Raw genomic sequence first — 23,224 nt, 5'->3', positions numbered from 1 at the left:
TAGAGGAGCGACGATGCGGGTCAATACGCCTATCACGCAAAATGAATACGTATTAAATGAAGGCATGACGATTGTTTCCACTACGGATTTACAGGGAAACATCAATTACGCCAATCAGTATTTCATTGAGGTCAGCGGCTTTTCAGAAATGGAACTGCTGGGTGCACCACAGAATATCCTGCGTCACCCCGATATGCCGGCCGAAGCGTTTGCCGACCTGTGGGACACCATCAAGACGGGCATGCCCTGGACCGGCATGGTCAAGAACCGCTGCAAGAATGGCGATTTCTACTGGGTCTTCGCCAACATCACGCCCGTCATCGAAAACGGCCGCCCGATCGGCTATATGTCCGTGCGCACCAAGCCCACGCGCGAGCAGATCAATGAAGCGGCAGCCCTGTATAAAAGCTTCAAGGATGGCAATAGCGCCAACCTGGCGATCCGCAATGGCCGCGTCGTGCGCCAGGGCTGGGCCGCCAAGCTGGCCGAATGGCGCAAGCTGACCCTGTCGCAGGACCTGGCCCTGCATTGCATCGTCTTTGGCGTGGTGCTGGCCATCCTCGGCTGCGCCGTGTGGAATATCGATGGCGATACGAGCACGGCCACGCGCAGCTGGCTCAGCGGCGCTGCCGCCGCCGCCGTGGCGCTGATGCTGTATTTCTGGGCGCATCTGCACAATTCCCTCGTCGCCCCCTTGGGCGACGCCATCACGGTGGCCCGCAAGATGGCGGGCGGCGACTTGACGGGCGTGATCGATAAGGTGCGCGACGATGACATGGGGCAATTGATGGCGGCTTTGCGCCAGACCAACATCAACTTGCACAGCATCATCGGCGACGTGCGCGCCAACTTCGAGGATATCCGCATCACCACGGCGGAAATTGCCACGGGCAATATGGACTTGTCCAGCCGCACGGAATCGCAGGCGTCCAGCCTCGAGCAGACGGCGGCCAGCATGGAAGAGCTGACCTCCACCGTACAGAACAGCGCCGACCACGTGGCCACGGCCAACGACTTGGCGGCGCAGGCGTCCACCGTGGCGGCCAAGGGCGGCACCATCGTCAGCGAAGTGGTCACGACGATGGATGAGATCAGCACGTCGTCGCGCAAGATTCTCGACATCATCGGCTTGATCGACGGTATCGCCTTCCAGACGAACATCCTGGCCTTGAACGCGGCCGTGGAAGCGGCCCGCGCGGGCGAGCACGGCCGCGGTTTTGCCGTCGTGGCCGGCGAAGTGCGCAGCCTGGCGCAGCGCTCGGCAACGGCCGCGAAAGAGGTGAAAAACCTGATCGACCATTCGATCGCCACCGTCAATGCGGGCAGCGTGCTGACCAGCAATGCGGGCGCCACCATGACGGAAGTGATCGCTTCGGTGGCCAGGGTGACGGAAGTGATGGACGAGATTTCATCCACCACGCGCGAGCAGAACCAGGGCATCGGGCAAGTCAACCAGGCCGTCATCCACATGGATGGCATCACGCAGCAGAATGCGGCGCTGGTGGAGCAGGCCGCCGCCGCGGCCACCAACCTGGCGCAGCGCACCAACAGCGTGGCCCAGTCGATCGGCATCTTCAAGCTGAAGGCGTCGCCCAAGCGCAAGGCTGTCGGCGTGGGCCGCAGCGCCAGCGTGGCGGCCGGCGTGGCGTCGCGGGGCTTGCTGAAGGCAAGATAATTACCCCAACGGCGAAAAGCCGGGGTCAGTCACTGCGTGACCGGAATGCTTCCCATTGGGAGCATTCCCCCCGGGTTTTGTCTGTGGGCTTACTCTTACTGCTTCACCCGGTACACCTCGCCGCTGCGCACCTTCCGCACCACCCCATCCCCGCCAAACAGAATCACATATTCGCCCTGCGCGCCCGAGGCCGTCGGATACGTGTACATCCACACTTCATTGCCGCTGTCGAAGCGAATCGAGGTGCTGTCTCCCAGCGCCGCGCGCACCTGCTCGCGCGTGCTGCTGCCCGCTTGCACCACCTGCTCCAGGGTGGCGTACGGGACATTCTTGCTGGCCTGCAAGGCGCGCGTGCCGGAGCAGGCGGCCAGCAGCATCAGCACGATCAGCGAAAGGCCCTTCATGGCGCCACCTCGTCCATGTAAGTAAATTCCAGCAGGGTGTCGTCCGGCCAGTTTTGGTCCCACAGGGGGGCGTAATACGTGCGGTCAAGCAAGACCTGGCAATCGCAATAGGGCAGCGAGGCGGGCGTCTGCTCGCCGCCCGCGTACAGCATGGTGAATGGCAAGGCCAGCCGGCGCTCGCCATGCACGAGGGTGACGCCGAACAGGGGACGCTCCGTGAAGAACAGATAATTGCCATCGGGCTCGGAACACACCTTGTCCGTGCTGTAGAGCATGCTGGACAGCCAGGCGATGATTTGCGGGTCGTTCGAGATCAGCCCCGAATCCATGCCGGCGCGGCATTCCAGGCGCAAGTCGCCCAGGCGCCGCGTGCCGGGCGGCAAGCCGGGCGTGATGACCTGTGCGCGCCAGCTCATGGTCGTGGCCTTGCGGTTGGCGATCAGCACGGCGTCTTCGCGCGCCGCTTGCGCATTGCGCACGGGGGCAAAGCTGTTGTCCTCAGCCAAGGGCAGGGGGATGCTGACGGTGTCGCCGGCGATGCGCAGCTGCACGCCCGTCATGTCCACGCCCGGCTGGCGCGGTAGCAAACGGAAGCGCAGCACGGCCTGCGGCGCCAGCGCATGGTCGCGCTCGAAGCGGTCCACGCCCTGCAGCATCTTGCGGTAGGATTTATCGACGGGGTCGCGCGTGGCGTCCACTTTCACTTGCGGCACGGGCGTAGTTTGCGCCAGCGCAACAGGGGCGTGCAGCAGGCAAGCGAGCAGCAGTGATAGATGAATACGCATGCCTGAATGCTACGCCTTTTCGCGCGGCAGCCACGCACGGGTGGGGGGATCAGTATTCGCTATATTTGCGCGCGTCGCCGCGCACCTGCTGCGCCGGGTATTTCTGCGCATTGAGTGCCATCTTTTCCAGCACGGCCCCATGCAGGTCGACGCCGCTCTTGTCGGCCAGGCGCACCAGGTACATCAGCACGTCGGCCAGTTCGTGGCGGATGCCCGTGCGCTTCGCCTCGTCCAGTTCGCCATCGGCGCCCGTGGGCAGCCACTGGTAGTGTTCCACCAGTTCCGCCACTTCCACGGACAGGGCCATGGCCAGGTTTTTCGGCGTGTGGAACTGGTCCCAGTCGCGTTCGCTGGCAAAGGCACGCAGGCGCGCGCGGATGTCGAGCAGGCTGTCGGCGGGCGCGTTCATGCTGCCGCCTGCAACGGTTTTTCCATGAAGACACTGAACGGATCGTCCGGATAATCGCCGTACGGTCCGCGCCGCTGGTAGCCGTGGCGCGCGTACAGGGCGATGGCGTCGGGCTGGTGGATGCCCGTTTCCAGGGTCAGCAAGCGGCAGCCGCGCGCCAGCGCCTGCTCTTCCAGCAAGGCCAGCAGGCGTTTCGCCAAGCCCTGGCCGCGGCTGTCCGGATGCACGTACATGCGCTTGAGTTCGCCGAAATCGGGCGTGACGACGATGGCGCCGCAGGCGCGCGCCGCACCTGCCGCATCGCGGGCGACGGCAAACAGCAGGCTGTCCGGCGGTAACGATGCCAGGTCCAGCGAGTAGACGCACTCGGCCGGATACAGGGTTTGTTGATAAGCATCAAGCTCGGCGATCAGGGTTTGCACGTCGGCTTGCTGCGGCGATTCCAGGCGGATGGTCATGGGGGAGTCACGTGTATGGGATTTCCCCCATGGTATCACTGCGGCCGCGCCAGGCGCATCGTCAAGCCGATGGGCGACATGACAAACCCCATCAGTTCCTGCGCCTCGCCGCCATCGGGCGTGTCGACGCCGGCGATGTCGAAGCTGCCCAGCAGCATGGCCATGGCGATCTTGATTTCCAACAAGGCCAGATAGCGGCCAGGACACGTGCGCAAGCCGGCGCCAAAGGGCATCGAAGCGCGCCTGTTGTTTGCCTCGCCGCCCTCGGCCAGCCAGCGTTCGGGCTGGAACGCCTGCGCGTCGGGAAAATGTACATCGGACACCGTGTCGTGGCGCATCACGCACCACACGAGCGTGCCGGCCGGTACGGCGATATCGCCGATCACCGTGTCGCGCAGCGCCTCGACGGGCAGGAACGGCGCCACGGGTTTCAGCCGCATGGCTTCGCTGGCGCAGGCGCCCAGGTAGTCGAGGCTATCCATCTGCTCGATCGTGAAGCGGGCCGCGTCGGGCGCCACGCGCCGCACTTCCTCGCGGGCCCGGGCCAGGGTATGCGGATGGCGCTGCAACAGATAGATCATCCAGGACACCGTGTTGGCCGTCGTGTCTTCGCCGGCCAGAAGCATGGTCAGCACATTGCCGGCCACGTTGCGGTCGCTCACGCCGCTGCCTTCCAGGTCGGCGGCGGCGATCATCGCTTCGAGCAGGTTGGGCGGACGCTCGCGCCGTGCCGGGTCGTGCGCCATGCGCGTGCGCGCCTGCTGCACCAGGCCGGCCACGGCGGCGGACAGGGCCGCCACGTCGCGGTCCAGGCGCCGGTCGACGGGCAGCTTGAAATAGCGCCAGTACGGGAACATGGACAGGCTGCGCCGCGCCACGGCGGGCAGGATGTCGTCCATGTGGCGCTGGATCACGTCCTCACCCGATTCGAGCGTATTGACTTCCGTGCCGAAGGCCAGGCCGGCGATGATGTCGACCGTGTAGCGTTTCAGGTCGCCATCGAGGTCGATGGCCTGGCCTTGCGTGGCGGCAAGATGCCAGCGGCGCTGCAGGCGCTGGGCCACCGTCACCAGCGCAGGGAAATACGCCTTGATGGCACCGGGCGCCATGCCGGCCATGACCATGCGGCGCTGGTTGCGCCACTCCGTGCCCTCGGCCAGGAACAGGCCGGGCACGCCGCCCATTTCGTCGGAGGCGATGGAACTGCTCAGGGGGCGGCGGAAACCGTCGGGCCGGTCGCGCAGCACGGCGCCGACGGCCTCGCTGTCGGCCACCACCAGCACCAGGGTGCGGCCGAACCAGGCGCGCATGTAGGGGCCGTAGCGTTGCACCCACTCTTCCACGTCGCGGTGGATGCGCGTGAGCTTGATCTGCAGGCTGTTGCCGACGATGGGCAGGGCGAACGGCCCCGGCAGGCGGCGGATCTGGCGCAAGGGCCGCGCGATGGCGGGCGCGGCGGCGTGGTCGAGTGGCGGCATGAACATCTCCTGTCGATACGGTGAAAGTATGAGGATTGCTTGCAACAATAACCATACTCTACGCGATTGCGGTCCCCGTGTATTGAACGTTTACGACAGCGTGGCGCAGCAAAAAAATCCCGCTACAATGGCCGCCATGGCTTCCACACCGACTTCCGCACCCGCACCCGTCACGCGCCTGATCGCGCCGCGCACCGCGCTCGCCTCCTGCGTGCGGGCCATGCTTGTGCGCAACACCATGGGCTGCGCGCCTTTGCCGCCGGCCCAGCGCCTGAACCGCTTTCCTGCCGTGCCCATGTGCAGCATCATCTGGACCGTCGCGGGCGAGGTGGAAGCGGCCGCGCCGGGCCTGTCGCTGCCGGACGTGCGCATGCCGCCCGCGCTGTTCGGCGGCCCCCGTTCGTATCCGCTGGTCAGCTATAACCCCGGCCCCGTGCATACGTTTGTCGTGATGTTTTACCCGGCCGCCCTGCATGCGTTGACGGGCGTGTCGATGGATGCCTTGCTGGACCAGTTCCGCCCGCTCGATGCCGTGTTTGGCGCCGACTGGCTGGTCCTGTCGGACGCCGTGCTGGCCGCGCCCGATGATGACGTCCGCATGCGCCTGGTGGAAGATTTCCTGGCGCCGCGCTGGCAGGCGGCGCGCAAGAGCGGCGACCATCCGGCCGGCGCCGTGCAGGACTGGGTGCGCCGCCTGGGCGTGCAGGCGGCATCGACGGGCCTGGCCAGCGGCGCGCGCAATATCGAGCGCCGCATCAAGGCCTGGGCCGGCCAGCCCATGCGCACCTTGCGCCGCATGCGCCGCGCGGAACAGCTGTTTCTCGACGAGCGTGGCGCCATCCTGCAAGGCACGGTGTCCTGGTCCGATATCGCCGCCAGCGGCGGTTACGCCGACCAGGCCCATTTCTGCCGCGAGACGCGCGAAATCACGGGCTTGAGCCCTACCGAGCTGGCGCGCGCCATCCGCGACGACGAGAGCTACTGGATCTACAGGATCTGGACGTAGGTCGGATTAGGCGGCTGCGCCGCCAATCCGACCTACCGTTCGCTGTACACCTTTCCTTTGGATAAAGTCACCTCATGGTGTCCCGCGCCGGGCGCCAGCATGGGGAAGCAGTTTTCCGCCCCATGCACGCGCACGTCGAGGAAGTAGGGCCCCTCGGATGCCAGGCAGGCCGCCAGCGCTGCGTCGAGTTCCTCGCGCCGGCTCACCGTGTGCGCCTGCCAGCCGAACGCGCGTGCCAGCGCGACGAAATCGGGCAGCGCTTCCGTGTAGCTGTGGCTGTAGCGCCCACCATGGATGAGCTCTTGCCACTGGCGCACCATGCCCATGTAGCCATTGTTCGACAACACCACTTTCACGGGCAGGCGGTGCTGCACGGCGGTGGCCAGTTCCTGGATATTCATCAGGATCGAGGCGTCGCCGCTGACGCACACCACGCGCTTGCCGGGATGGGCGACTTGCGCGCCGATGGCGGCCGGCAAGCCATACCCCATGGTGCCGGCGCCGCCCGAAGTCAGCCAGCGGCGCGGCTGCGCGAAGCGCAAGTGCTGCGCCGCCCACATCTGGTGCTGGCCCACGTCGGTGGAGACGATGGCATCGCCGCCATCCATGCTGTCCAGCGCCGCCTGCAGGCGCCGCATCAGCGCCTGCGGCGCGATCACCTCGGGCGTGTCGTCGAACGCCAGGCTGTCCTGCGCGCGCCAGCCGTCGATGCGCTGCCACCACGGCTGGCGGTCCGCCAGCAGGCGTCCGCGCAGCTGCGCCAGCAAGGCGGCCAATACGGGCGCGCAATCGCCGCGCAGGGCCACGTCGGCGCGCACCACCTTGCCGATCGACGCCGGATCGATATCGACGTGGATGATCTTTGCGCCAGGACAAAACGCATCCAGGCGGCCCGTCACCCGGTCGTCGAAGCGGGCGCCCACGCAGACGACCAGGTCCGCGTGGTGCATGGCCAGGTTCGCTTCCAGGGTGCCGTGCATGCCCAGCATGCCCAGGAAGGCGGGGTGCGCGGCGGGAAAGGCGCCCAGGCCCAGCAGGGTCAGGGTGCAGGGCGCGGCGGCCAGTTTCACTAATTGTTGAAACGTGGCGCAGGCATCGAGGCCGGAATTGACGAGGCCCCCGCCACCATAGAACACGGGCTGGCGCGCGCCGGCGATCAGGCTGGCGGCCCGCTCCAGGTCGGCAAGCTGCGGCAGGGGCGCGGCAGGGGCTGTGGCGGCGGGCGGCAGCGGCGTGTGCTGCGCGACGGGCGCCAGCTGCATATCCTTGGGAAAATCGACCAGCACGGGGCCGGGCCGTCCCTGCGTGGCTTGCGCGTACGCTTCGTGCACGACGGCAGCCGTTTCATCGGCGGACCGGATTTGCCGGTTCCACTTGGTGACGGGGCGCGAAATGCCCAGCGCGTCGCATTCCTGGAAGGCGTTCGTGCCGATGCTGGTGGTGGCCACCTGGCCGCTGATGCAGATGACGGGCACCGAATCGCACAGGGCGTCGAGCAAGCCCGTGGTGGTATTGCTCATGCCGGGGCCGGACGTGACGAAGACGACGCCGGGCCGGCCCGTGCTGCGCGCATAGCCTTCGGCCGCATGCACGGCTGCCTGTTCGTGGCGCACCAGCACGTGGCGCAGACGGGGCTGGGCGTGCAGCGCGTCGTACAGGGGCAGCACGGCGCCGCCCGGATAGCCGAAGACGGTGTCGACGCCCAGCGCCAGCAGGGTGTCGATCAGGATGCTGGCGCCATTGCGTGGCGCGGCGGTATCGGATGGCGGGGCGAGGAGGGGAGCGGGATCGGGTTTCATGTGCCTATTTTCTGCTTGCTGGCGCAGAAAAGGCTGCTGGTTTTCTCGTATAAAATGCATATATAAGCAAAATTTGCTGAGATGATAGGGAAAAGCAGAATGAAACTGGATAAATTCGACCTCGCCATCCTGACGGCCCTGCAGCAGGATGCCCGCATCAGCCTGCACGACCTGAGCGCCAAGGTGGGCCTGACGTCGTCGCCATGCTGGGCGCGCATCAAGCGCATGGAAGACGATGGCGTCATCGAGGGCTACACGGTGAACGTCAACGCGGCCAAGGTGGGGCTGGCCGATACCGTCATCGTGCAAGTGACCCTGGACGACCATTCCGACCAGGCCCTGTTCGAGTTCGGCCACGCGCTGGCCATGATCCCGGAAGTGCTGGAAGCGTTTCTCGTCTCCGGCGACTACGATTACTATTTGCGCATCGCCGTGAGCGACACGCGCGACTACGAACGCCTGCTGCGCGAGCGCCTGTATAAAATTCCCGGCATCCGCCACAGCAAATCGAGTTTTGTCTTGCGCCAGCTCAAACAGAGCTACCTGCCCTTGCAACGCTAGTCCCCCGCACGGCGGGAGTTTTTCCCTAGTCCATCTCCCGGTGGCTGTCCGATACTGGACAGTAATAAAAACCACGATAAAACCACTGGGGACCAGCATGAAACTGACTTTATTTGCAGCCGCCGCCATGGCGCTGTGCCAGGCGCAGGCCGCCGAACCGGCTGCCGCCAGCCTGGCCGCGCACCTGGCCGCCTCGGGCGACTTGCCCACCGTCATCATCACGGGCAGCATGCCGCTGCCCACCGTGGAGCAGCCGCGCGATACCCTGGCCGCACCCGTGCAGACGGCCAGCGCGCAGCAGATCGCCCGCAGCGGCGCGCTCGACATTTCCGCCTTCCTGCGCCGCAACCTGGGCAGCGTGTATGTGAACGAGGTGCAGAACAATCCGTTCCAGCCCGATGTCAGCTACCGCGGCTACACGGCCTCGCCCTTGCTGGGCACGCCCCAGGGCCTGTCCGTCTACCTCGACGGCATGCGCCTGAACCAGCCGTTTGGCGACGTCGTCAGCTGGGACTTGATCCCCCGCATGGCGATCGAGTCGCTGACCCTGATGCCGGGCTCGAATCCCCTGTTTGGCCTGAACACCCTGGGCGGCGCGCTGGCCCTGCAAACCAAGGATGGCCGCAGCAGTCCCGGCACGGCCATCGAGGCGCGCCTGGGCTCGCACCAGCGCCGCGCCGTGGAGGCCGAACATGGCGGCAGCAATGCGCAGGGCTGGCACTGGTACGTGACGGGCAACCGTTTCAAGGAAGAGGGCTGGCGCGACGATTCGCCGTCCGACGTGCGCCAGGTATTTGGCAAGCTGGGCTGGGGCGATGCGCGCACGGACATTGCCGCCACCGTGGCCCACGCGGACAATGCGCTGACGGGCAACGGCCTGCAGGAACAGCGCCTGCTGGCGCGCGATTACCGCAGCGTCTACACCAAGCCGGACTTGACGGAAAACAGGTCGACCCTGCTGAACGTGACGGGCAAGCACCAGGTCAGCGGGGCCTCGCTACTGTCCGGCAATGTGTATTACCGCAAGATCGACACGCATACGTTTAACGGCGACCTGAACGACGAATCGCTCGACCAGTCCGTCTACCAGCCCGGCGCGGCCGAGCGGGCGGCGCTGGCGGCCGCCGGCTACACGGGCTTTCCTGCCAGCGGCGCGAACGCATCCAACACGCCTTTTCCGAAATGGCGCTGCATCGCCAACGTGCTGCTGAACGATGAGCCGGCCGAAAAATGCAACGGCATGATCAACCGCAGCCATACTGAGCAGGAAAACTATGGGTTTTCGGGCCAGTTCACTGTGCTGGCCGATGTGGCGGGAGCGCGCCATACGCTCACGGCCGGTGCCGCCTACGACGTGAGCCACGCCACGTTTCGCCAGACCAGCCAGTTCGGCTATCTGAATCCGGACCGCAGCATCACGCCCGTGAATTTCTTTGCCGACGGCACGGAAATCGATGACGACGGCACGCCCGTGGACAACCGGGTCGACTTGAGCGGGCGCATGCGCACGTGGAGCGTGTATGCGAGCGACAGCATGGCGTTCACTCAAGATCTGACCTTGACCGTCGCGGGCCGCTACAACCGCAGCACCGTGCGCAACCGCGACGCCATCACGCCAGGCGGCGGCAGCGGCTCGCTCGATGGCGACCACCGTTTCAGCCGCTTCAATCCCGCCATCGGCCTGGCCTATGCGCCGGCCGCGGGCGTGAGCGCCTACCTCGGCTACAACGAAGGCAGCCGCACGCCGACGGCCATCGAACTCGGTTGCGCCGACCCGGAAAACCCGTGCCGCCTGCCCAACGCCATGGCCGGCGACCCGCCCTTGAAACAGGTGGTGACGAAGACGTGGGAAGCGGGCGTGCGCGGCACGTTTGCCGGCGTGGCCCGCTGGAGCGCGGGCGTGTTCCGCGCAGAAAACCACGACGACATCCTGTTCGTGGCCGACAACCAGGCGGGGTTTGGCTACTTCAAAAATTTCGGCAAGACGCGCCACCAGGGCGTGGAACTGGCGCTTGATGGCAAGGCGGGCGCGCTGGACTTCGGCGTCAACTACACGTGGCTGCAGGCCACGTATCAAAGCCGCGAAGTGGTCAACGGCAGCGCCAACAGCAGCAGCGATGCGGCGGCGCCCGGCCTGGAAGGCAATATCGTCCTCACGCCCGGTAACCGCATTCCCCTGGCGCCCAGCCATATCCTGAAAGCGCACGTGGATTACGAGGGCGGACGCGACTGGACGGTGGGCCTGGCCATGACGGCCGTGTCGAGCGCCTATGCGCGCGGCAATGAAAACAATGGGCACCAGGCGGGCGGCCCGTCGTACCTGGGGCCGGGCAAGAGCGCCGGCTACGCCGTGGTCGAGCTGAACGGCAAGTACCAGCTGACGCCCCGCCTCAGCGTATTTGCCCAGGTCAACAACCTGTTCGACCGCAAGTACGCGACGGCGGCCCAGCTGGGCGCGACGGGTTTCGATGCCAACGGCAATTTCGCCGCCCGCCCGCTGCCCGCCGCGAATGGCGCGTATCCGATGGTCAACGCGACGTTCTATGCGGCAGGCGCGCCGCGCCGCGTGAATGTGGGCGTGCGTTACGCGTTTTAACGGGTCAGGGCTGGCGCTGCTCGATGATGCCGTTGCGCAGCGCCAGGTGGACGAGGGCGGCGGGGCCGGGCACGTCGAGCTTTTCCTTGATGCAGGTCTGGTGGTTGGCCACCGTCTTGCTGCTCACGTGCAGCAGGCGGGCGCAGTCGGCGGCGCTGCGGCCTTCGGCCAGCAGGCGGAAGATCTCGAATTCGCGCTGGCTCAGGCTGCTCAAGCGCTGCGCTTCCGCGCTGGCCGCGCCCTGCAGCACGCAGGGCGCGCTGTGCGGGTCCAGGTAGCGCCGGCCCGCGTGGGCGGCGCGCACGGCGTCGACCAGGTGTTCCGGGTCGGCTTGCTTGCTGATGAAGCCGCAGGCGCCGCCGTCAAACGCGCGCGCGATCAGCTGCGGCGTGTCGTGCATGCTGAATACCAGCACGCGGGCAGCCGCATCGCGCGCGAGCAGCTTGCGCAGCAATTCCAGGCCGCCGATGCCGGGCATGGACAGGTCCGTCACGCAGACGTCGGGCGCCTGCTCCTGGTACAAGTCATACGCCGTTTCGCCATTGCCCGCCTCGGCCACGATGGCGATGTCGCCGCCCTGTTCCAGCAGGCGCCGGTAGCCCGTGCGCACCACGGGATGGTCGTCCACCAGCATCACGCGGATCGGCCGCATGTTGCCGTTCATGGCGCTCATGCCGCGCACCGGGCGGCCAGGGCCACTTCGATGCGCAAGCCGTTGCCCAGCGCGCTGATCCAGCGGATATGGCCGCGCAGGCCCGCCACGCGCTCGCGCATGCCCAGCATGCCGAAACCGGATTCCTGCTGCGCATCCTGGCGCAAACCCTGGCCATTGTCTTCGATGGCCAGGTGCAGCAAGCCGTGCGCATCGGCGCGCAATTCCACCGTGGCACGGTCGGCCCCCGCGTGGCGGGCCACGTTCGTCAAGCCTTCCTGCACCAGGCGGTAGATGGCGGTGGCGGTACTGTCGTCGAGGCCGGCGGGGATGGCGTGCGGCGCGAAATGGCAGGCGATGCCGTGCTGCTGCGCCCAGCTGTCGCACAGCGCCTGCAGGGCCGCCTCCAGGCCCAGGCTGTCGAGCACGGGCGGGCGCAGCCGGCGCAGCATGGTGCGCACCATCGCATGCAGCGCTTCCGAGGAGCGGGCGATGCTGGCGGCGCACGCCTGCACGTTTGCCTGGTCACTTGCGCCGGCGCGCAGGATGTAGCTGGCGGCAGCGCGGATGGCCGTGCAATCCTGTCCCACTTCATCGTGCAGTTCGCGCGCCAGCGCGCAGCGTTCCTCTTCCTGCGCGCGCAGCAGGCGCTGCGTGAGAGCGCGGTTCTGCGCCAGCAGCAGCGCCACATGGCGTTCCCGCCGCACGGCAAGACCGGCCAGCGCCAGTACCAGCACCAGCAGGCTCAGGACCAGTTCATCGAGCTGCCAGTGTTCCTGCCGCGCGAATGCCTGCGTCAGCCGTTCGGCCAGGTCCAGCCTGGCGGCCAGCAGGAAAAAGGCCAGCGCCAGGGCGCAGCACATGATGTTGCGCCGGGCCGGGCGCGTGCCTGTGCGGCCGCTGGCGGCCAGTTGGTCGTGTTGCATGGTGTTGCTCCCCGGGCATGGTCGATCTTCTGGTTGTGCAAGCTTCATGCCATCGGCGCAGTGGCGCGACGGGACGCGTCATGCGTTGCGCAGGGGGACAGGCAAGTGTTCCAGGATGGAACAGGTGTACCGCGATGTGACGGCGAGGAGGGCGCGGCAGGCGCGGTTTTCGAGCTTATCCGAAGTTGCGCCCGCACGCTGGCGCGCGCGTCTGCAGTGCGATGGATTGTTGTTCAGATGTAACGTTGAGATTGCTCAAGCTTTCATAGATAAAACAAAACAAAGTTTCGCGGACCTAGATAAAAAATAAATAAATGATATTAAAAATATGATATTTGTTTTATGCGATTTGCTATATTTGTTGACACTTTTGTGAAAAAGCTGAAAGCGGGCGTCAGACCTGCCGACCTATCTATCCACAACAATCAAGGGAATAGAATGAATCGTTTATCACATGCGCGGGTATCGCCCGCCACCGTCAATCCGTCCGCTATCCGCGGCCGCGCCACCGTCCTTGCCGCGCTGGCCGGCTTGTCCGTGCTGGCTTCGGCGCCGGCCATGGCTGGTGTCCTGACTTTCGACAACTTGCGCCCCGATGTCTTTGAAAGCGGCCAGACGCTCAATACGTCGAGCTACAACCTGCTGTTCCTGGCCGATCCGACCACGGCGGCCGGCGGCGGCGTCAGCGGCGTGGGCGCCATCCTCAATGGCCGCGTGGGTTCGTCGTGCGATATCGCCGCCTGCCCGCAGGGCGCCACCGGCAATTACCTGGCCATCCTCAACGATGGCGGCGTGAACTTCTCGCGCGCCGACCGTCAGGCATTCACCCTGGCCGGCTTCGATTATTCCTTCATCGCCCCCGTGTCCGGCTTGCCCAACCAGAATTGGGGCCAGCTGCAGCTGAACGGCACCTTGAGCGACGGCCAGGTGATCAGCACCTCGCTGGCGTTTCCCGGCCAGGGCAGCGACGGCAATTACCATTTCCAGAGCGCTTCGCTGCTGGCGGGCTTCAGCAACTATGCGTTTACGGGCCTGACCTTCAATGCGTGCATCTTCAACGATACGGGCGCGTGCAGCAATTCCCTCGACTTTCCCGCCTTCAACCAGGGCCAGTTTGCGCTCGACAATATCAACATCAGCGCCGTGCCGGAACCGTCGACCTACATGCTGATGCTGGCCGGCCTGGGCGCCATCGGCATGCTGTCGCGCCGCCGTACCGGCAAGTTCGCCGCCTCCACCGTGCAAGGAGCGTAAGATGAAATTACGTCCCGTTTCGCTCGGTATTCTCCTGCTGGCCGCCAGCCTGGCGCAAGCGGCCCAGGCGCAGGAACGCCGTTCCTACATCGTGCAGCTGGTCGACAAGCCGGCCGCCACCTATACGGGCCAGGTCGACGGCCTGGCCGCCACCAAGCCCGCCCCGGGCGCGCGCATCAATGTGGGCGCCGCCGACGTGCAGGCTTACCTGAACTACCTCGACACCAAACAGGCCGCCGTGGCCGGCACCGTCAGCGCAGCCGAAATCACGCACCAGTACAGCGTCGTCTTCAACGGCTTTTCCGCCTTGCTGACGGACGATGAAGTGCGGGCCCTGAAGAAAAACAGCGGCGTGGCCAGCATCAGCGCCGACTCCATCCTGCAGCTCGACACCAGCTACACGCCCAGCTTCCTGGGCCTGGACAAGCCGGGCGGCATCTGGGAGCAGCTGGGCGGCAAGGCGCACGCGGGTGAAGACATCATCATCGGCATCGTCGACAGCGGCATCTGGCCCGAGAACACGGCCTTTGCCGACCGTCTCGACGAGAACGGCGTGCCCAGCCACAGCGGCAACAACGTCGTGTACGGCGCGCCGCCCGCCAACTGGCAGGGCACTTGCCAGACAGGCGAAGGCTTTGGCGCCGAGAATTGCAACAACAAGCTGATCGGCGCGCGCTACTACCGCGCCGCCACGTCCGCGCTGCACTGGACGGAATTCCTGTCGCCGCGCGATTCCGTCGCCGGCCTGACGGGACACGGCGGCCATGGCACGCACACGGCGTCCACGGCGGGCGGCAACAACGGCGCCCTGGCCACCTCGAACGGCGTATCGCTGGGCAAGGCTTCGGGCATGGCGCCGCGCGCCCGCATCGCCGCCTATAAAGTCTGCTGGACGGCCGCCTCGACGGGCCGCAACGGTTGCGCCACGGCCGACAGCGTGGCCGCCATCGACCAGGCGGTCAAGGATGGCGTCAACGTCATCAACTTCTCCATCGGCCCGAACGCGGGCGGCGGCGCCTTCGACGAACCGACGGAAGTGGCCTTCCTCGGCGCGGCGGCCGCCGGTGTCTTCGTGGCTACGTCCGGCGGCAATTCCGGCCCGGCCACGCCCGCACCGGACGTGCCGGCGCCCGTGTCGCACATCAGCCCCTGGCTGGCGACAGTGGCCAATTCCACCCACAACCGCCTGTACGCGGCCAACGTGATCCTCAGCAGCGGCACGAAGCTGGAAGGCGCATCGAGCAATGCGAAGACGCCGGCGCTGCCGCTGATCCAGGCGCGCGACGCGGGCCTGGCCGGCGTGTTGCCGACGGATGTCAACCTGCTGCGCTGCTTCGGCGTGGCCGATGCCACGTCGGCCTACCTGGACCCGGCGAAAGTGGCGGGCAAGGTGCTGGTGTGCGACCGCGGCGGCAACGTGTTGGTCAACAAGAGCGCGAACGCCAAGACGGCGGGGGCGGCGGGCGTGATCATCGCCAACGTGGCCGGTGGCGCCAACACCATCCTCAACCAGGCGCATGCGCTATCGACCGTGCACCTGGCGCAGGCGCAGGGCGACGCGCTGAAGGCCTTCATGGCGGCGACGCCCGACGGCACGGCGGCGCTGGACGAGGTGCATACGATACCGGACACCACGGTGCTGGCGCCGATCGTCAGCGACCGTTCGTCGCGCGGCCCGAACGTGGCCAACGCGAACATCCTGAAACCGGACCTGTCGGCGCCCGGCACCAACGTGCTGGCCGGCGTGACGGCCGACCTGACGCAGGCGCAGCGCGATGCCGTGGCAGCGGGCGGCGTGGCGCCGGCGGCCGAATGGGATTTCTATTCCGGCACCTCGATGGCCAGCCCGCACGTGGCGGGCGTGGCGGCACTGCTCAAGCAGCAGCATCCGGACTGGTCGCCTGCGGCCATCAAGTCGGCGCTGATGACGACGGCCTTCAGCACCTATTCGGACGGCTTGAACGGTTCCGTGTCGTGGGATGCCACGGCGAAGAACTCGGGCCAGCTGCCATGGGGCCAGGGCGCCGGCCACATCGCGCCGAACAGCGCGGCCGATCCCGGCCTCGTGTACGACATGTCGGAAATCGACTATGCGCGCTTCCTGTGCGGCCTGAACCTGAAGGTCTACAGCGCCGCCACGTGCCAGGCCATCGGCAGCATCGCTGCCTACAACCTGAACCTGGCGTCGCTGACGGCGGCCAATGTGCTGGGCACGCAAACCCTGACGCGCACGGTGACGAACGTGGGCGCCGGCAGCGCCGTCTACACCGTCTCGGCCAGCCTGCCCGGCTACACGGTGGCGGTGACGCCAACCAGCCTGAACCTGGCTCCGGGCGCCAAGGGCCAGTACCAGGTCAAGCTGACGCGCACCACGGCGCCGGCCAATACCTGGACGTACGGCGCCTTGAGCTGGACCGATGGCACGCACACGGTACGCAGCCCGCTGACGGCGCGCGGCACCTCGCTGGCCGCCATTCCGCTGGTCAGCAGCGAAGCGGCCACGGGCAGCAAGGTGCTGACCCTGGGCACGGGCTTCTCGGGTGCGCTGGTCGGCGTCAAGTCGGGTCTGGTCGAAGCCGTGCGTGAAACGCGCACGATCGGCCAGGCATCGACGGGCGCTGCCGCATCGGCCGCCTGCAAGGCCGGCGGCGCCACGGGCGTGAACGTGCACAACGTGGTGATACCGGCCGGTACCCTGGCGGCGCGCTTCGCCACGTACGACGCGGAAACGACGGGCGGCGCGAATACCGACATGGACATGGAGGTCTACAACGCCGCTAATGTGCTGGTCGGCAGCAGCGGCAACGAAAGTTCCAATGAGCAAGTGGAACTGCGCCTGCCCGCCGCCGGCACCTACAAGGTGTGCGTGATCGGATTCGCGCCGCAAAACGGCCAGGCCGATTACACCTTGTCGTCGTGGGTGCTGGCGCCGGGCTTGTCCAACGGCAGCTTCAAGGCGCTGATGCCGGGCACGGCCTTCACGGGCGGTACGGCTTCCGTCTCGCTGAGCTGGTCCAACCTGGCCGAAGGCAAGCGCCACCTGGGCGCCGTCGGCTACCAGGTGGCTGGCGTGGTGCAGGGCGTCACGGTGGTCGAGGTCAATACCAATGATCCCGTGCCGCTGTTCCAGAACGCGCGCGGCGCCAGGCCGGTGCTGGCCGAGTAATCCGCCGCTGGTGTGAACGCAAGGCGTGCCTCCGGGCACGCCTTTTTTTTATTGGACACCCCCGTTCGGGAGGAATAGCGCTTGCATGGCGCACATCGCCCCGGTATCTTGTCGAACAGCCATGGCTTTGTGCCCTGGCATTCTTGGGGAGTCGCGCGTGACCAGTTTCCGCACCAATACCGACCGCCTGCTGGAAGTGCGCCTGCAGGATGAAAAAGTGCTGGCCATTGCCGGCGCCATGGTCGCCTATACGGGCAGCATCAAATTTGAAAAATCCCTGCTCGGCGGCGAGGGGATCTTTGGCGCGCTCAAGCGCAAGGTGACGAACGAAGGCATGCAGGTGATGCAGGCCGCCGGCACGGGCACCGTGTTTTTCGCGCAGAATGCGGCCGAGATCACCGTCATTCCGTTGACGGGCGAAAAGCTGACCATCGAAAGCAGCAGCCTGCTGGCCTACGACACCAGCCTGAAGACGGGCACGAGCTTTGCCGGCTTGCGCGGCGCCAGTTCGGGCCAGGGCCTGTTTTCCACCACCGTCGAAGGCCACGGCAACCTGGCCGTCATTTCGCGCGGCAACCTGATCATGCTGGAAGTGACGCCGGCGCACCCGCTGCGCGTGGACCCGGACGCCTTCGTCGGCTTCAAGGGCGACATCCGCCAGGAATTCGTCTTCGACGTCAACTGGCGCACCATGATCGGCCAGAGCTCGGGCGAATCGTACCAGCATAAATTCACAGGCCAGGGCGTGGTGTTTATCCAGCCCGCCGAACGTTAAGTCAGTGAGGACCCGCGATGCCTGTCTATCAGCAGATCAATGAAAAGATGCTCGAGGTTAAACTCGGCAATGAAGAAGTGTTCGCGCGCAAGGGCGCCATGGTGTCCTACCAGGGCGACGTGGCGTTCAGCCGTTCCTTCCTGGCCGGCCAGGGCGTGCAAAGCCTGGCCATGCGCGCCGTCACGAACGAGGGCTATGCCCTGATGTCGGCGCGCGGCACGGGCAGCGTGTTTTACGCGCAGGGCGGCCTGTTCGTCACCATCGTCCCCGTGCGCGGCGAAACCTTTTATGTGGAAAGCGATTCCCTGCTGGCCTTCGATGCGCGCCTGACGGCCGGTACCATGTTCCTCGGTAACCAGGGCGGCGTGCAGGGCGTGGTGCGCGGCATGGCTTCGGGCCAGGGCTTGTTTACCACCACCTTGCAAGGCACGGGCGAAGTGGCGATCCTGTCCGACGGCAATGCCATCGGCTTGCCCGTCACGCCGGACGTGCCCGTGTTCGTGGACCCGCAAGCGTATATCGGTCACACGGGGCAATTGAGCTCGACCATCGTCACGGACCTGAACTGGAAAACCTTCGTCGGCCAGGCATCGGGCGAGTCCTACCAGGTGAAGTTTACGGGCCAGGGCACGGTCTACATCCAAGCGAGCGAAAGGTAAGCCATGACGATTTACACCCCCGATACCTTGCCGAAGAACGATAACCTGAACCGTTTTTCGTATGTCATCGACGTCAAGGAACAGATCTTCATTCGCAAGGGCAAGATGATCGCCTTCTATGGCGAGCTGCGCTTCGAAGCCATGGGCAGCAGCGTGCTCGACCTGATCGTGCGCAATGCCTTCAATGCCCCCAAGTATGTGCACCACTTTGTCGTGGCGCAAGGGCAGGGGCAATTGATCCTGGGCGACAATGGCAACGACCTGGCGTGCTATGACCTGGACAACGCCAACATGACCATCCGCGCGAAAAACCTGCTGGGTTTTACCAAGGACGTGATTTGCCAGGAATCGACCCTGCCCGGCTATCTGACCATGATAGGCACGGGCAAAGTGATCGCCTCGTCGAACGGTCCCGTGCATTTCCTCGAACTGCCGTGCCGCGTGGACGAGCAGGCCGTGCTGGGCTGGGCCGACTGCCCCAGCCCGTCCTATCACTACGACTACGCCCACGTGCAGGGCTGGGCCTCGGCCGCCGGCGCGCTCACGGGTTTCAGTCTGTCTGGCGAGGAAAAGCAGATCGACTTCACGGGCGCCGGCACGGTGCTGGTGCAGTCGTCCGAACTGGACGTGACGGGCAGTTCCGCCCTTGCCCAGCTGCTGGCGCAATTGCCGCTGCTGGGCAAGGAAGACCTGGGGACCTTGAGTCTTTCTGTCCAGCAGCAGATGAAGGAACAGCGTTAAGCTACTTGACGGTCGCCCAGCTGGGCGGCCGCTTCTCTAAAAAAGCGGTGACGCCTTCGTCCGCATCCTCTTCCATCATGTTGCGCGCCATCACGTCGCCCGCATACGCATACGCGTCGTCCAGCGGCAGCTGGCGCTGTTTGTAAAACATCTGCTTGCCGTGGCGGATGGCCGTGGGGCTTTTCGCCATGATCTGCTGCGCCAGGCGCGCCACGGCGTCGTCGAGCGCCGCGTCGGCCACCGTTTCATTGATCAAGCCCCAGTCGGCGGCCGTGTCGGCGTCGATGAAGCGGCCCGTCACCAGCATGTCGAAGGCCCGCTTGGCCGATACATTGCGCGACAGGGCCACGGACGGCGTGGCGCAGAACAAGCCCACGTTGATGCCGGACACGGCAAAGCGTGCCGACGCGCCCGCCACGGCCAGGTCGCAGCTGGCCACCAATTGGCAGCCGGCCGCCGTGGCGATGCCGTGTACGCGGGCAATCACGGGCACGGGCAAGGTTTGAATGGCTTGCATCACGCGCGAGCATTGCGCAAACAGGGTTTGATAATACGCAAGCTGGCGCGTGGCCTGCATCTGGCGCAAGTCGTGGCCCGCGCAAAAAGCCTTGCCTTCGGCGGCCAGCACCACGCAGCGCACGTGCGGCTGCCCGGCGATGAGGTCGAGTTCAGCTTGCAGCGCCGCCAGCATGGCTTCCGACAGGGCATTGAATTGCAGGGGACGGTTCAAACGCAGGGTGACCAGGCCACCCTCGTCCTCGCGCAGCACCAGCGGCGCTGCGGTGTCATGTGTTGCGGTCATGCGGTCTCCAGCGGCCTGATGGCCTTGTTTTTGTCTATAACGCTTATTTGGCGGCGTTGACGCTGCCGATGCCGGCGATCGACTTGTGCACGATCTTCGGCTTGCCGTAATAGGTCAGTTCGCCCATGCCGCGCACCACGGCGTTCAGCTCGCCCGAGGAATACACCTTGACGGAGCCGATGCCGTCGAAATTGACGTCGACGTTTTTCGCCAGCAAGGCTTTCGTATCGACTTCGCCCACGCCTTGCGCTTTCAGGCGCAGCCAGTCGACCTGGCCATCGGCGGCCAGGCGTCCCGCGCCCTTGTAGCTGATGTCGACCCGCGGACCATTGAGCTTGGTCAGGATCTTTTCGCCCGCACCTTCCGCGATCAGCTTGCGCAAGGTGGGCATGGTGATGATGATCCGCGGATCGCCATCCGTTTTTTTGATGTCCTTGTCTTTCATGGAAATTTTCAGCTCGCCGTCGACCACTTCCGTGATCACGCCGCTGAGGAACTTCTGGTCGCCGCGCAGCAGCAGGGTCTGCTCTTTGCCCGACTCGATTTCGATGTTGATGGGGCCGCGGATGTCGATGGCGTTGAAGGCACCCACCGTGCGCGCCTGCTCGTCGGCATGCGCGACGCTCGCGAGGCAGGCAAGGGACAGGATGGACAACTGAAACAGATGACGCATGGCGGTTTCCTTGAATAGTTGATCAGTGTATTCTAGGGCGGAAGCTCTCGCAAAAGGGAGAAAGTTGCGATGCACTGCACAAATCGCGGCATCGATGAGACAGCGCCGCTGCCGGCCAGGCGCGCGCCCGGCAAGGTGCCGTTCGGCTATGCTATGGCGTACCGCGTCCTGGAGACTGCATGAAAAATTACCACAAAGAAGACTATCCCGTCGCCGATATCCGCCGCTTCCTCGAACCGGGGCCGGTGGTGCTGGTCAGTTCCACCTGGAAGGGCGAGAGCGACGTCATGACCATGGCCTGGCACATGCTGATGGAATTTACGCCATCGTTGCTGGGCTGCTTCATTTCCGACGCGAACCACAGCTATGAAATGATCAAGCGCAGCATGGAGTGCGTGATTAACCTGCCCACGGCCGACATGGTCGACCAGGTGGTCGCCATCGGCAACTGCAGCGGCGAAGACACGGACAAGTTCGCCGCCTTCGGCTTGACGGCGCAGCCGGCCGAGCAGGTGGGCGCGCCCCTGATTGCCGAGTGCTACGCCAACTTCGAATGCAAGCTGGCCCAGGTGGCGGGCAATCCGAAAGGGGGCTTTTTCATTTTCGAGTGCGTGAAAGCCCACGTGGCCACCTCGCCCAAGCTGCCCGAAACCCTGCACTACCGGGGCAATGGCGAGTTCATGGTGTCGGGCAGGACCATCAGCCGCAAGAGTTTGATGAAGCCTGAAATGTCGTAGGCGAACACTGCTGGGGTCAGACCCGCCGGGTCTGACCCCAAATGAGTCGTCTTAAATCACCCCTTGCGCCAGCATCGCATCGGCCACTTTGACGAAGCCGGCGATATTGGCGCCATCCACATAGCTGACGGAACCATCGGCGCGCGTGCCGTATTGCTTGCATGCCGCATGGATGCCTTGCATGATCTGCAGCAAACGTGCATCGACTTCTTCGCGGGGCCACGACATGCGGGCCGCGTTCTGGCTCATTTCCAGGCCGGATGTTGCCACGCCGCCCGCATTGCTGGCCTTGCCCGGCGCATACAGCACGCCGGCCGCCTCGAACGCTTTTGCCGCCTCGATGGTGGTGGGCATGTTGGCGCCTTCGGCCACGCACTGCACGCCATTGGCAATCAGGGTGCGCGCATCGTCGATGTGCAGCTCGTTTTGCGTGGCGCAGGGCAGGGCGATATCGACGGGCACATGCCATGGCGAGGCGCCCGCCGCGAAGCGCACGCCCGTGCGTTCCGCGTAGTCGCTGACCCTGCCATACAGATGGTTCTTGATCTCCATCAAGATGGCCAGCTTGTCCGGCGTAAAGCCGTCTTCGTCGATGATGGTGCCGCTGGAATCGGAGACGGTGATGACTTTGGCGCCCATGGCCATGGCTTTTTCCACCGCGTACTGCGCCACGTTGCCCGAGCCGGAAACGGACACGCGCATGCCTTCGAACGAACGGCCCCGCGTTTTCAGCATTTCCTCGGCAAAATACACGGTGCCGTAGCCCGTCGCTTCCGGACGCATCAGCGAGCCGCCGAAGCTGGCGCCCTTGCCCGTGAAGACGCAGTCGGCGCGGTTGCTGAGTTTTTTCATCATGCCGGCCATGTAGCCCACTTCGCGCCCGCCCACGCCGATGTCGCCGGCCGGCACGTCCGTGTCCGAACCCACATGACGGAACAGTTCGCTCACGAAGGCCTGGCAGAAACGCATCACTTCGCCCGGGCTCTTGCCCTTCGGATCGAAATCGGCGCCGCCCTTGCCGCCGCCCATCGGCAAGGTCGTCAGCGCATTCTTGAACGTTTGCTCGAAGGCGAGGAATTTCAGCACGGACAAGGTCACGGACGGGTGGAAGCGGATGCCGCCCTTGTACGGTCCGATGGCCATGCTGTGCTGGATGCGGTAGCCGCGGTTCACTTGCACCTGTCCATGGTCATCGACCCACGACACGCGGAACATCACCACGCGCTCCGGCTCGATCAAGCGTTCCAGCAAGCCTTGTTCCGCGTATTTCGGGTGCTGTTCCAGGAACGGCCACAAGCTCTCCATGACTTCGGTGACGGCTTGCAGAAACTCGGGTTGACCTGGATTGCGTGCGGCGACATGCTGGACATACTCGTGAGCAGATGCGTATTTCATCAGAATTCCATGGAGGTAATCGGTTATTTGGGCAACTATCATCGCAGATTTTGCACGAAAATAGTGCGGAAATTTGGTTTTGAGGGGTTTCTGCTACATTTTGGGGATTTTCTGGCGAAGCTTTGCTGTCGCTGGAAAGGCAACTGGTCTGCCAGGAAAAACAACCAAGTGGCACTGCCGTTGCCGCGCCAGGGCAAGGCTGGTCCACGCCGTGGCGCGCTGGCATCGTCATGATGCGATACCGCTGGTCACCAGCTTTCCCCGGCGCGCTAC

Annotated in this window: 21 protein-coding genes; 10 read left to right on the top strand and 11 right to left on the bottom strand. The window is 65.3% G+C overall.

Translation table 11 applies throughout. The features are described from left to right. Window positions 1–13 precede the first annotated feature (13 nt). Window positions 14–1,675 (top strand): methyl-accepting chemotaxis protein, encoded by a 1,662-nt coding sequence (locus tag VPH41_RS20035; RefSeq protein WP_328571293.1) that lies wholly within the window; start codon window positions 14–16, stop codon window positions 1,673–1,675. Between the two features lie 95 nt (window positions 1,676–1,770). Here VPH41_RS20035 and bamE read toward each other — a convergent pair whose 3' ends face one another. From bamE to VPH41_RS20010, 5 genes are read right to left on the bottom strand one after another with little or no spacing between them, the layout of a single operon-like run. Next, on the bottom strand, window positions 1,771–2,079 hold the full coding sequence (gene bamE / locus VPH41_RS20030; protein ID WP_328571292.1) for an outer membrane protein assembly factor BamE domain-containing protein: 309 nt from the start codon (window positions 2,077–2,079) through the stop codon (window positions 1,771–1,773). Beyond that, window positions 2,076–2,864 carry a hypothetical protein gene (locus tag VPH41_RS20025; RefSeq protein WP_287774290.1) on the bottom strand — a complete coding sequence of 263 codons (789 nt, stop codon included), beginning with the start codon at window positions 2,862–2,864 and terminating at the stop codon, window positions 2,076–2,078. Before VPH41_RS20025 ends, bamE begins: the two co-directional genes overlap by 4 nt. A gap of 49 nt (window positions 2,865–2,913) precedes the next feature. After that, a complete protein-coding gene (locus VPH41_RS20020) occupies window positions 2,914–3,273 on the bottom strand; it encodes a nucleotide pyrophosphohydrolase (RefSeq protein WP_328571291.1) in 360 nt (119 codons plus the stop codon). Further along, on the bottom strand, window positions 3,270–3,731 hold the full coding sequence (locus VPH41_RS20015; RefSeq protein WP_287774287.1) for a GNAT family N-acetyltransferase: 462 nt from the start codon (window positions 3,729–3,731) through the stop codon (window positions 3,270–3,272). The genes VPH41_RS20020 and VPH41_RS20015 overlap by 4 nt, the downstream gene beginning before the upstream one ends. A gap of 35 nt (window positions 3,732–3,766) precedes the next feature. Further along, on the bottom strand, window positions 3,767–5,209 hold the full coding sequence (locus tag VPH41_RS20010) for a cytochrome P450 (RefSeq protein ID WP_328571290.1): 1,443 nt from the start codon (window positions 5,207–5,209) through the stop codon (window positions 3,767–3,769). Window positions 5,210–5,345: 136 nt separating this feature from the next. Between VPH41_RS20010 and VPH41_RS20005 the strand changes: the two genes are divergently transcribed. Beyond that, window positions 5,346–6,215, top strand: a complete 870-nt coding sequence (locus VPH41_RS20005) for a helix-turn-helix domain-containing protein (RefSeq protein ID WP_328571289.1) — start codon at window positions 5,346–5,348, stop codon at window positions 6,213–6,215. 32 nt (window positions 6,216–6,247) lie between these two features. Here VPH41_RS20005 and ilvB read toward each other — a convergent pair whose 3' ends face one another. Continuing rightward, window positions 6,248–8,014 carry a biosynthetic-type acetolactate synthase large subunit gene (ilvB, locus tag VPH41_RS20000; protein ID WP_328571288.1) on the bottom strand — a complete coding sequence of 589 codons (1,767 nt, stop codon included), beginning with the start codon at window positions 8,012–8,014 and terminating at the stop codon, window positions 6,248–6,250. 99 nt (window positions 8,015–8,113) lie between these two features. On the opposite strand from ilvB, the gene VPH41_RS19995 reads away from it, so the two are divergent. Both VPH41_RS19995 and VPH41_RS19990 read left to right on the top strand, forming a co-directional pair. Then, complete coding sequence (locus tag VPH41_RS19995; protein ID WP_070217690.1) at window positions 8,114–8,575, top strand: Lrp/AsnC family transcriptional regulator; 462 nt, start codon at window positions 8,114–8,116, stop codon at window positions 8,573–8,575. A gap of 97 nt (window positions 8,576–8,672) precedes the next feature. Continuing rightward, window positions 8,673–11,171, top strand: a complete 2,499-nt coding sequence (locus VPH41_RS19990; protein WP_328571287.1) for a TonB-dependent receptor — start codon at window positions 8,673–8,675, stop codon at window positions 11,169–11,171. 4 nt (window positions 11,172–11,175) lie between these two features. Here the strand turns inward: VPH41_RS19990 and VPH41_RS19985 are convergent, their stop codons facing one another. Further along, window positions 11,176–11,844 (bottom strand): response regulator transcription factor, encoded by a 669-nt coding sequence (locus VPH41_RS19985; RefSeq protein ID WP_328571286.1) that lies wholly within the window; start codon window positions 11,842–11,844, stop codon window positions 11,176–11,178. Then, window positions 11,841–12,749: a histidine kinase gene (locus tag VPH41_RS19980; protein ID WP_328571285.1), complete on the bottom strand. Its 909-nt coding sequence runs from the start codon at window positions 12,747–12,749 to the stop codon at window positions 11,841–11,843. Before VPH41_RS19980 ends, VPH41_RS19985 begins: the two co-directional genes overlap by 4 nt. 438 nt (window positions 12,750–13,187) lie before the next feature. Between VPH41_RS19980 and VPH41_RS19975 the strand changes: the two genes are divergently transcribed. From VPH41_RS19975 to VPH41_RS19955, 5 genes are all read left to right on the top strand, one after another. Further along, the gene (locus VPH41_RS19975) at window positions 13,188–14,003 is read left to right on the top strand and encodes an NF038120 family PEP-CTERM protein (protein ID WP_328571284.1); all 816 of its coding nucleotides are present in this window, start codon (window positions 13,188–13,190) and stop codon (window positions 14,001–14,003) included. 1 nt (window position 14,004) lies between these two features. Then, the gene (locus tag VPH41_RS19970; protein WP_328571283.1) at window positions 14,005–17,169 is read left to right on the top strand and encodes a S8 family serine peptidase; all 3,165 of its coding nucleotides are present in this window, start codon (window positions 14,005–14,007) and stop codon (window positions 17,167–17,169) included. Between the two features lie 157 nt (window positions 17,170–17,326). Continuing rightward, entirely contained in the window at window positions 17,327–17,944 is a 618-nt protein-coding gene (locus VPH41_RS19965) for an AIM24 family protein (RefSeq protein WP_226941483.1), read from the top strand. A gap of 17 nt (window positions 17,945–17,961) precedes the next feature. Next, window positions 17,962–18,603, top strand: coding sequence for an AIM24 family protein (locus VPH41_RS19960; protein WP_034784288.1), 642 nt, complete (start codon window positions 17,962–17,964; stop codon window positions 18,601–18,603). 3 nt (window positions 18,604–18,606) lie between these two features. Next, window positions 18,607–19,344, top strand: coding sequence for an AIM24 family protein (locus tag VPH41_RS19955; RefSeq protein ID WP_287774277.1), 738 nt, complete (start codon window positions 18,607–18,609; stop codon window positions 19,342–19,344). Window position 19,345: 1 nt separating this feature from the next. Here VPH41_RS19955 and VPH41_RS19950 read toward each other — a convergent pair whose 3' ends face one another. Together VPH41_RS19950 and VPH41_RS19945 are read right to left on the bottom strand one after the other, a co-directional pair. After that, entirely contained in the window at window positions 19,346–20,146 is an 801-nt protein-coding gene (locus tag VPH41_RS19950; RefSeq protein WP_328571282.1) for an enoyl-CoA hydratase, read from the bottom strand. 43 nt (window positions 20,147–20,189) lie between these two features. After that, a complete protein-coding gene (locus VPH41_RS19945; RefSeq protein WP_152283982.1) occupies window positions 20,190–20,819 on the bottom strand; it encodes a head GIN domain-containing protein in 630 nt (209 codons plus the stop codon). A gap of 179 nt (window positions 20,820–20,998) precedes the next feature. On the opposite strand from VPH41_RS19945, the gene VPH41_RS19940 reads away from it, so the two are divergent. Beyond that, a complete protein-coding gene (locus VPH41_RS19940) occupies window positions 20,999–21,556 on the top strand; it encodes a flavin reductase family protein (RefSeq protein ID WP_328571281.1) in 558 nt (185 codons plus the stop codon). Window positions 21,557–21,607: 51 nt separating this feature from the next. On the opposite strand, the gene gdhA is transcribed toward VPH41_RS19940, so the two are convergent. Continuing rightward, window positions 21,608–22,951, bottom strand: a complete 1,344-nt coding sequence (gene gdhA, locus VPH41_RS19935; protein ID WP_328571280.1) for an NADP-specific glutamate dehydrogenase — start codon at window positions 22,949–22,951, stop codon at window positions 21,608–21,610. Window positions 22,952–23,224 lie beyond the last annotated feature (273 nt).

Origin of the sequence: Janthinobacterium sp. P210006, assembly GCF_036231885.1 — a bacterium.
GTDB classification, from domain to species: Bacteria; Pseudomonadota; Gammaproteobacteria; order Burkholderiales; family Burkholderiaceae_D; genus Janthinobacterium; species Janthinobacterium violaceinigrum.
The sequence above is the reverse complement of the archived record's forward strand: the minus strand, read 5'-3'. Positions and strand labels throughout refer to the sequence as shown.

Bases quoted from the DNA above. Each gene is read 5' to 3' on its own strand.
- VPH41_RS19990 (WP_328571287.1), top strand. From the start codon at position 8,673: ATGAAACTGACTTTATTTGCAGCCGCCGCCATGGCGCTGTGCCAGGCG.
- VPH41_RS19975 (WP_328571284.1), top strand. From the start codon at position 13,188: ATGAATCGTTTATCACATGCGCGGGTATCGCCCGCCACCGTCAATCCG.
- VPH41_RS19950 (WP_328571282.1), bottom strand. From the start codon at position 20,146: ATGACCGCAACACATGACACCGCAGCGCCGCTGGTGCTGCGCGAGGAC.
- bamE (WP_328571292.1), bottom strand. From the start codon at position 2,079: ATGAAGGGCCTTTCGCTGATCGTGCTGATGCTGCTGGCCGCCTGCTCC.
- VPH41_RS20005 (WP_328571289.1), top strand. From the start codon at position 5,346: ATGGCTTCCACACCGACTTCCGCACCCGCACCCGTCACGCGCCTGATC.
- VPH41_RS19970 (WP_328571283.1), top strand. From the start codon at position 14,005: ATGAAATTACGTCCCGTTTCGCTCGGTATTCTCCTGCTGGCCGCCAGC.
- VPH41_RS19945 (WP_152283982.1), bottom strand. From the start codon at position 20,819: ATGCGTCATCTGTTTCAGTTGTCCATCCTGTCCCTTGCCTGCCTCGCG.
- VPH41_RS20025 (WP_287774290.1), bottom strand. From the start codon at position 2,864: ATGCGTATTCATCTATCACTGCTGCTCGCTTGCCTGCTGCACGCCCCT.
- VPH41_RS19960 (WP_034784288.1), top strand. From the start codon at position 17,962: ATGCCTGTCTATCAGCAGATCAATGAAAAGATGCTCGAGGTTAAACTC.
- VPH41_RS20020 (WP_328571291.1), bottom strand. From the start codon at position 3,273: ATGAACGCGCCCGCCGACAGCCTGCTCGACATCCGCGCGCGCCTGCGT.
- VPH41_RS19995 (WP_070217690.1), top strand. From the start codon at position 8,114: ATGAAACTGGATAAATTCGACCTCGCCATCCTGACGGCCCTGCAGCAG.
- gdhA (WP_328571280.1), bottom strand. From the start codon at position 22,951: ATGAAATACGCATCTGCTCACGAGTATGTCCAGCATGTCGCCGCACGC.
- VPH41_RS20035 (WP_328571293.1), top strand. From the start codon at position 14: ATGCGGGTCAATACGCCTATCACGCAAAATGAATACGTATTAAATGAA.
- VPH41_RS19940 (WP_328571281.1), top strand. From the start codon at position 20,999: ATGAAAAATTACCACAAAGAAGACTATCCCGTCGCCGATATCCGCCGC.
- VPH41_RS19980 (WP_328571285.1), bottom strand. From the start codon at position 12,749: ATGCAACACGACCAACTGGCCGCCAGCGGCCGCACAGGCACGCGCCCG.
- VPH41_RS19985 (WP_328571286.1), bottom strand. From the start codon at position 11,844: ATGAGCGCCATGAACGGCAACATGCGGCCGATCCGCGTGATGCTGGTG.
- VPH41_RS20015 (WP_287774287.1), bottom strand. From the start codon at position 3,731: ATGACCATCCGCCTGGAATCGCCGCAGCAAGCCGACGTGCAAACCCTG.
- ilvB (WP_328571288.1), bottom strand. From the start codon at position 8,014: ATGAAACCCGATCCCGCTCCCCTCCTCGCCCCGCCATCCGATACCGCC.
- VPH41_RS19955 (WP_287774277.1), top strand. From the start codon at position 18,607: ATGACGATTTACACCCCCGATACCTTGCCGAAGAACGATAACCTGAAC.
- VPH41_RS20010 (WP_328571290.1), bottom strand. From the start codon at position 5,209: ATGCCGCCACTCGACCACGCCGCCGCGCCCGCCATCGCGCGGCCCTTG.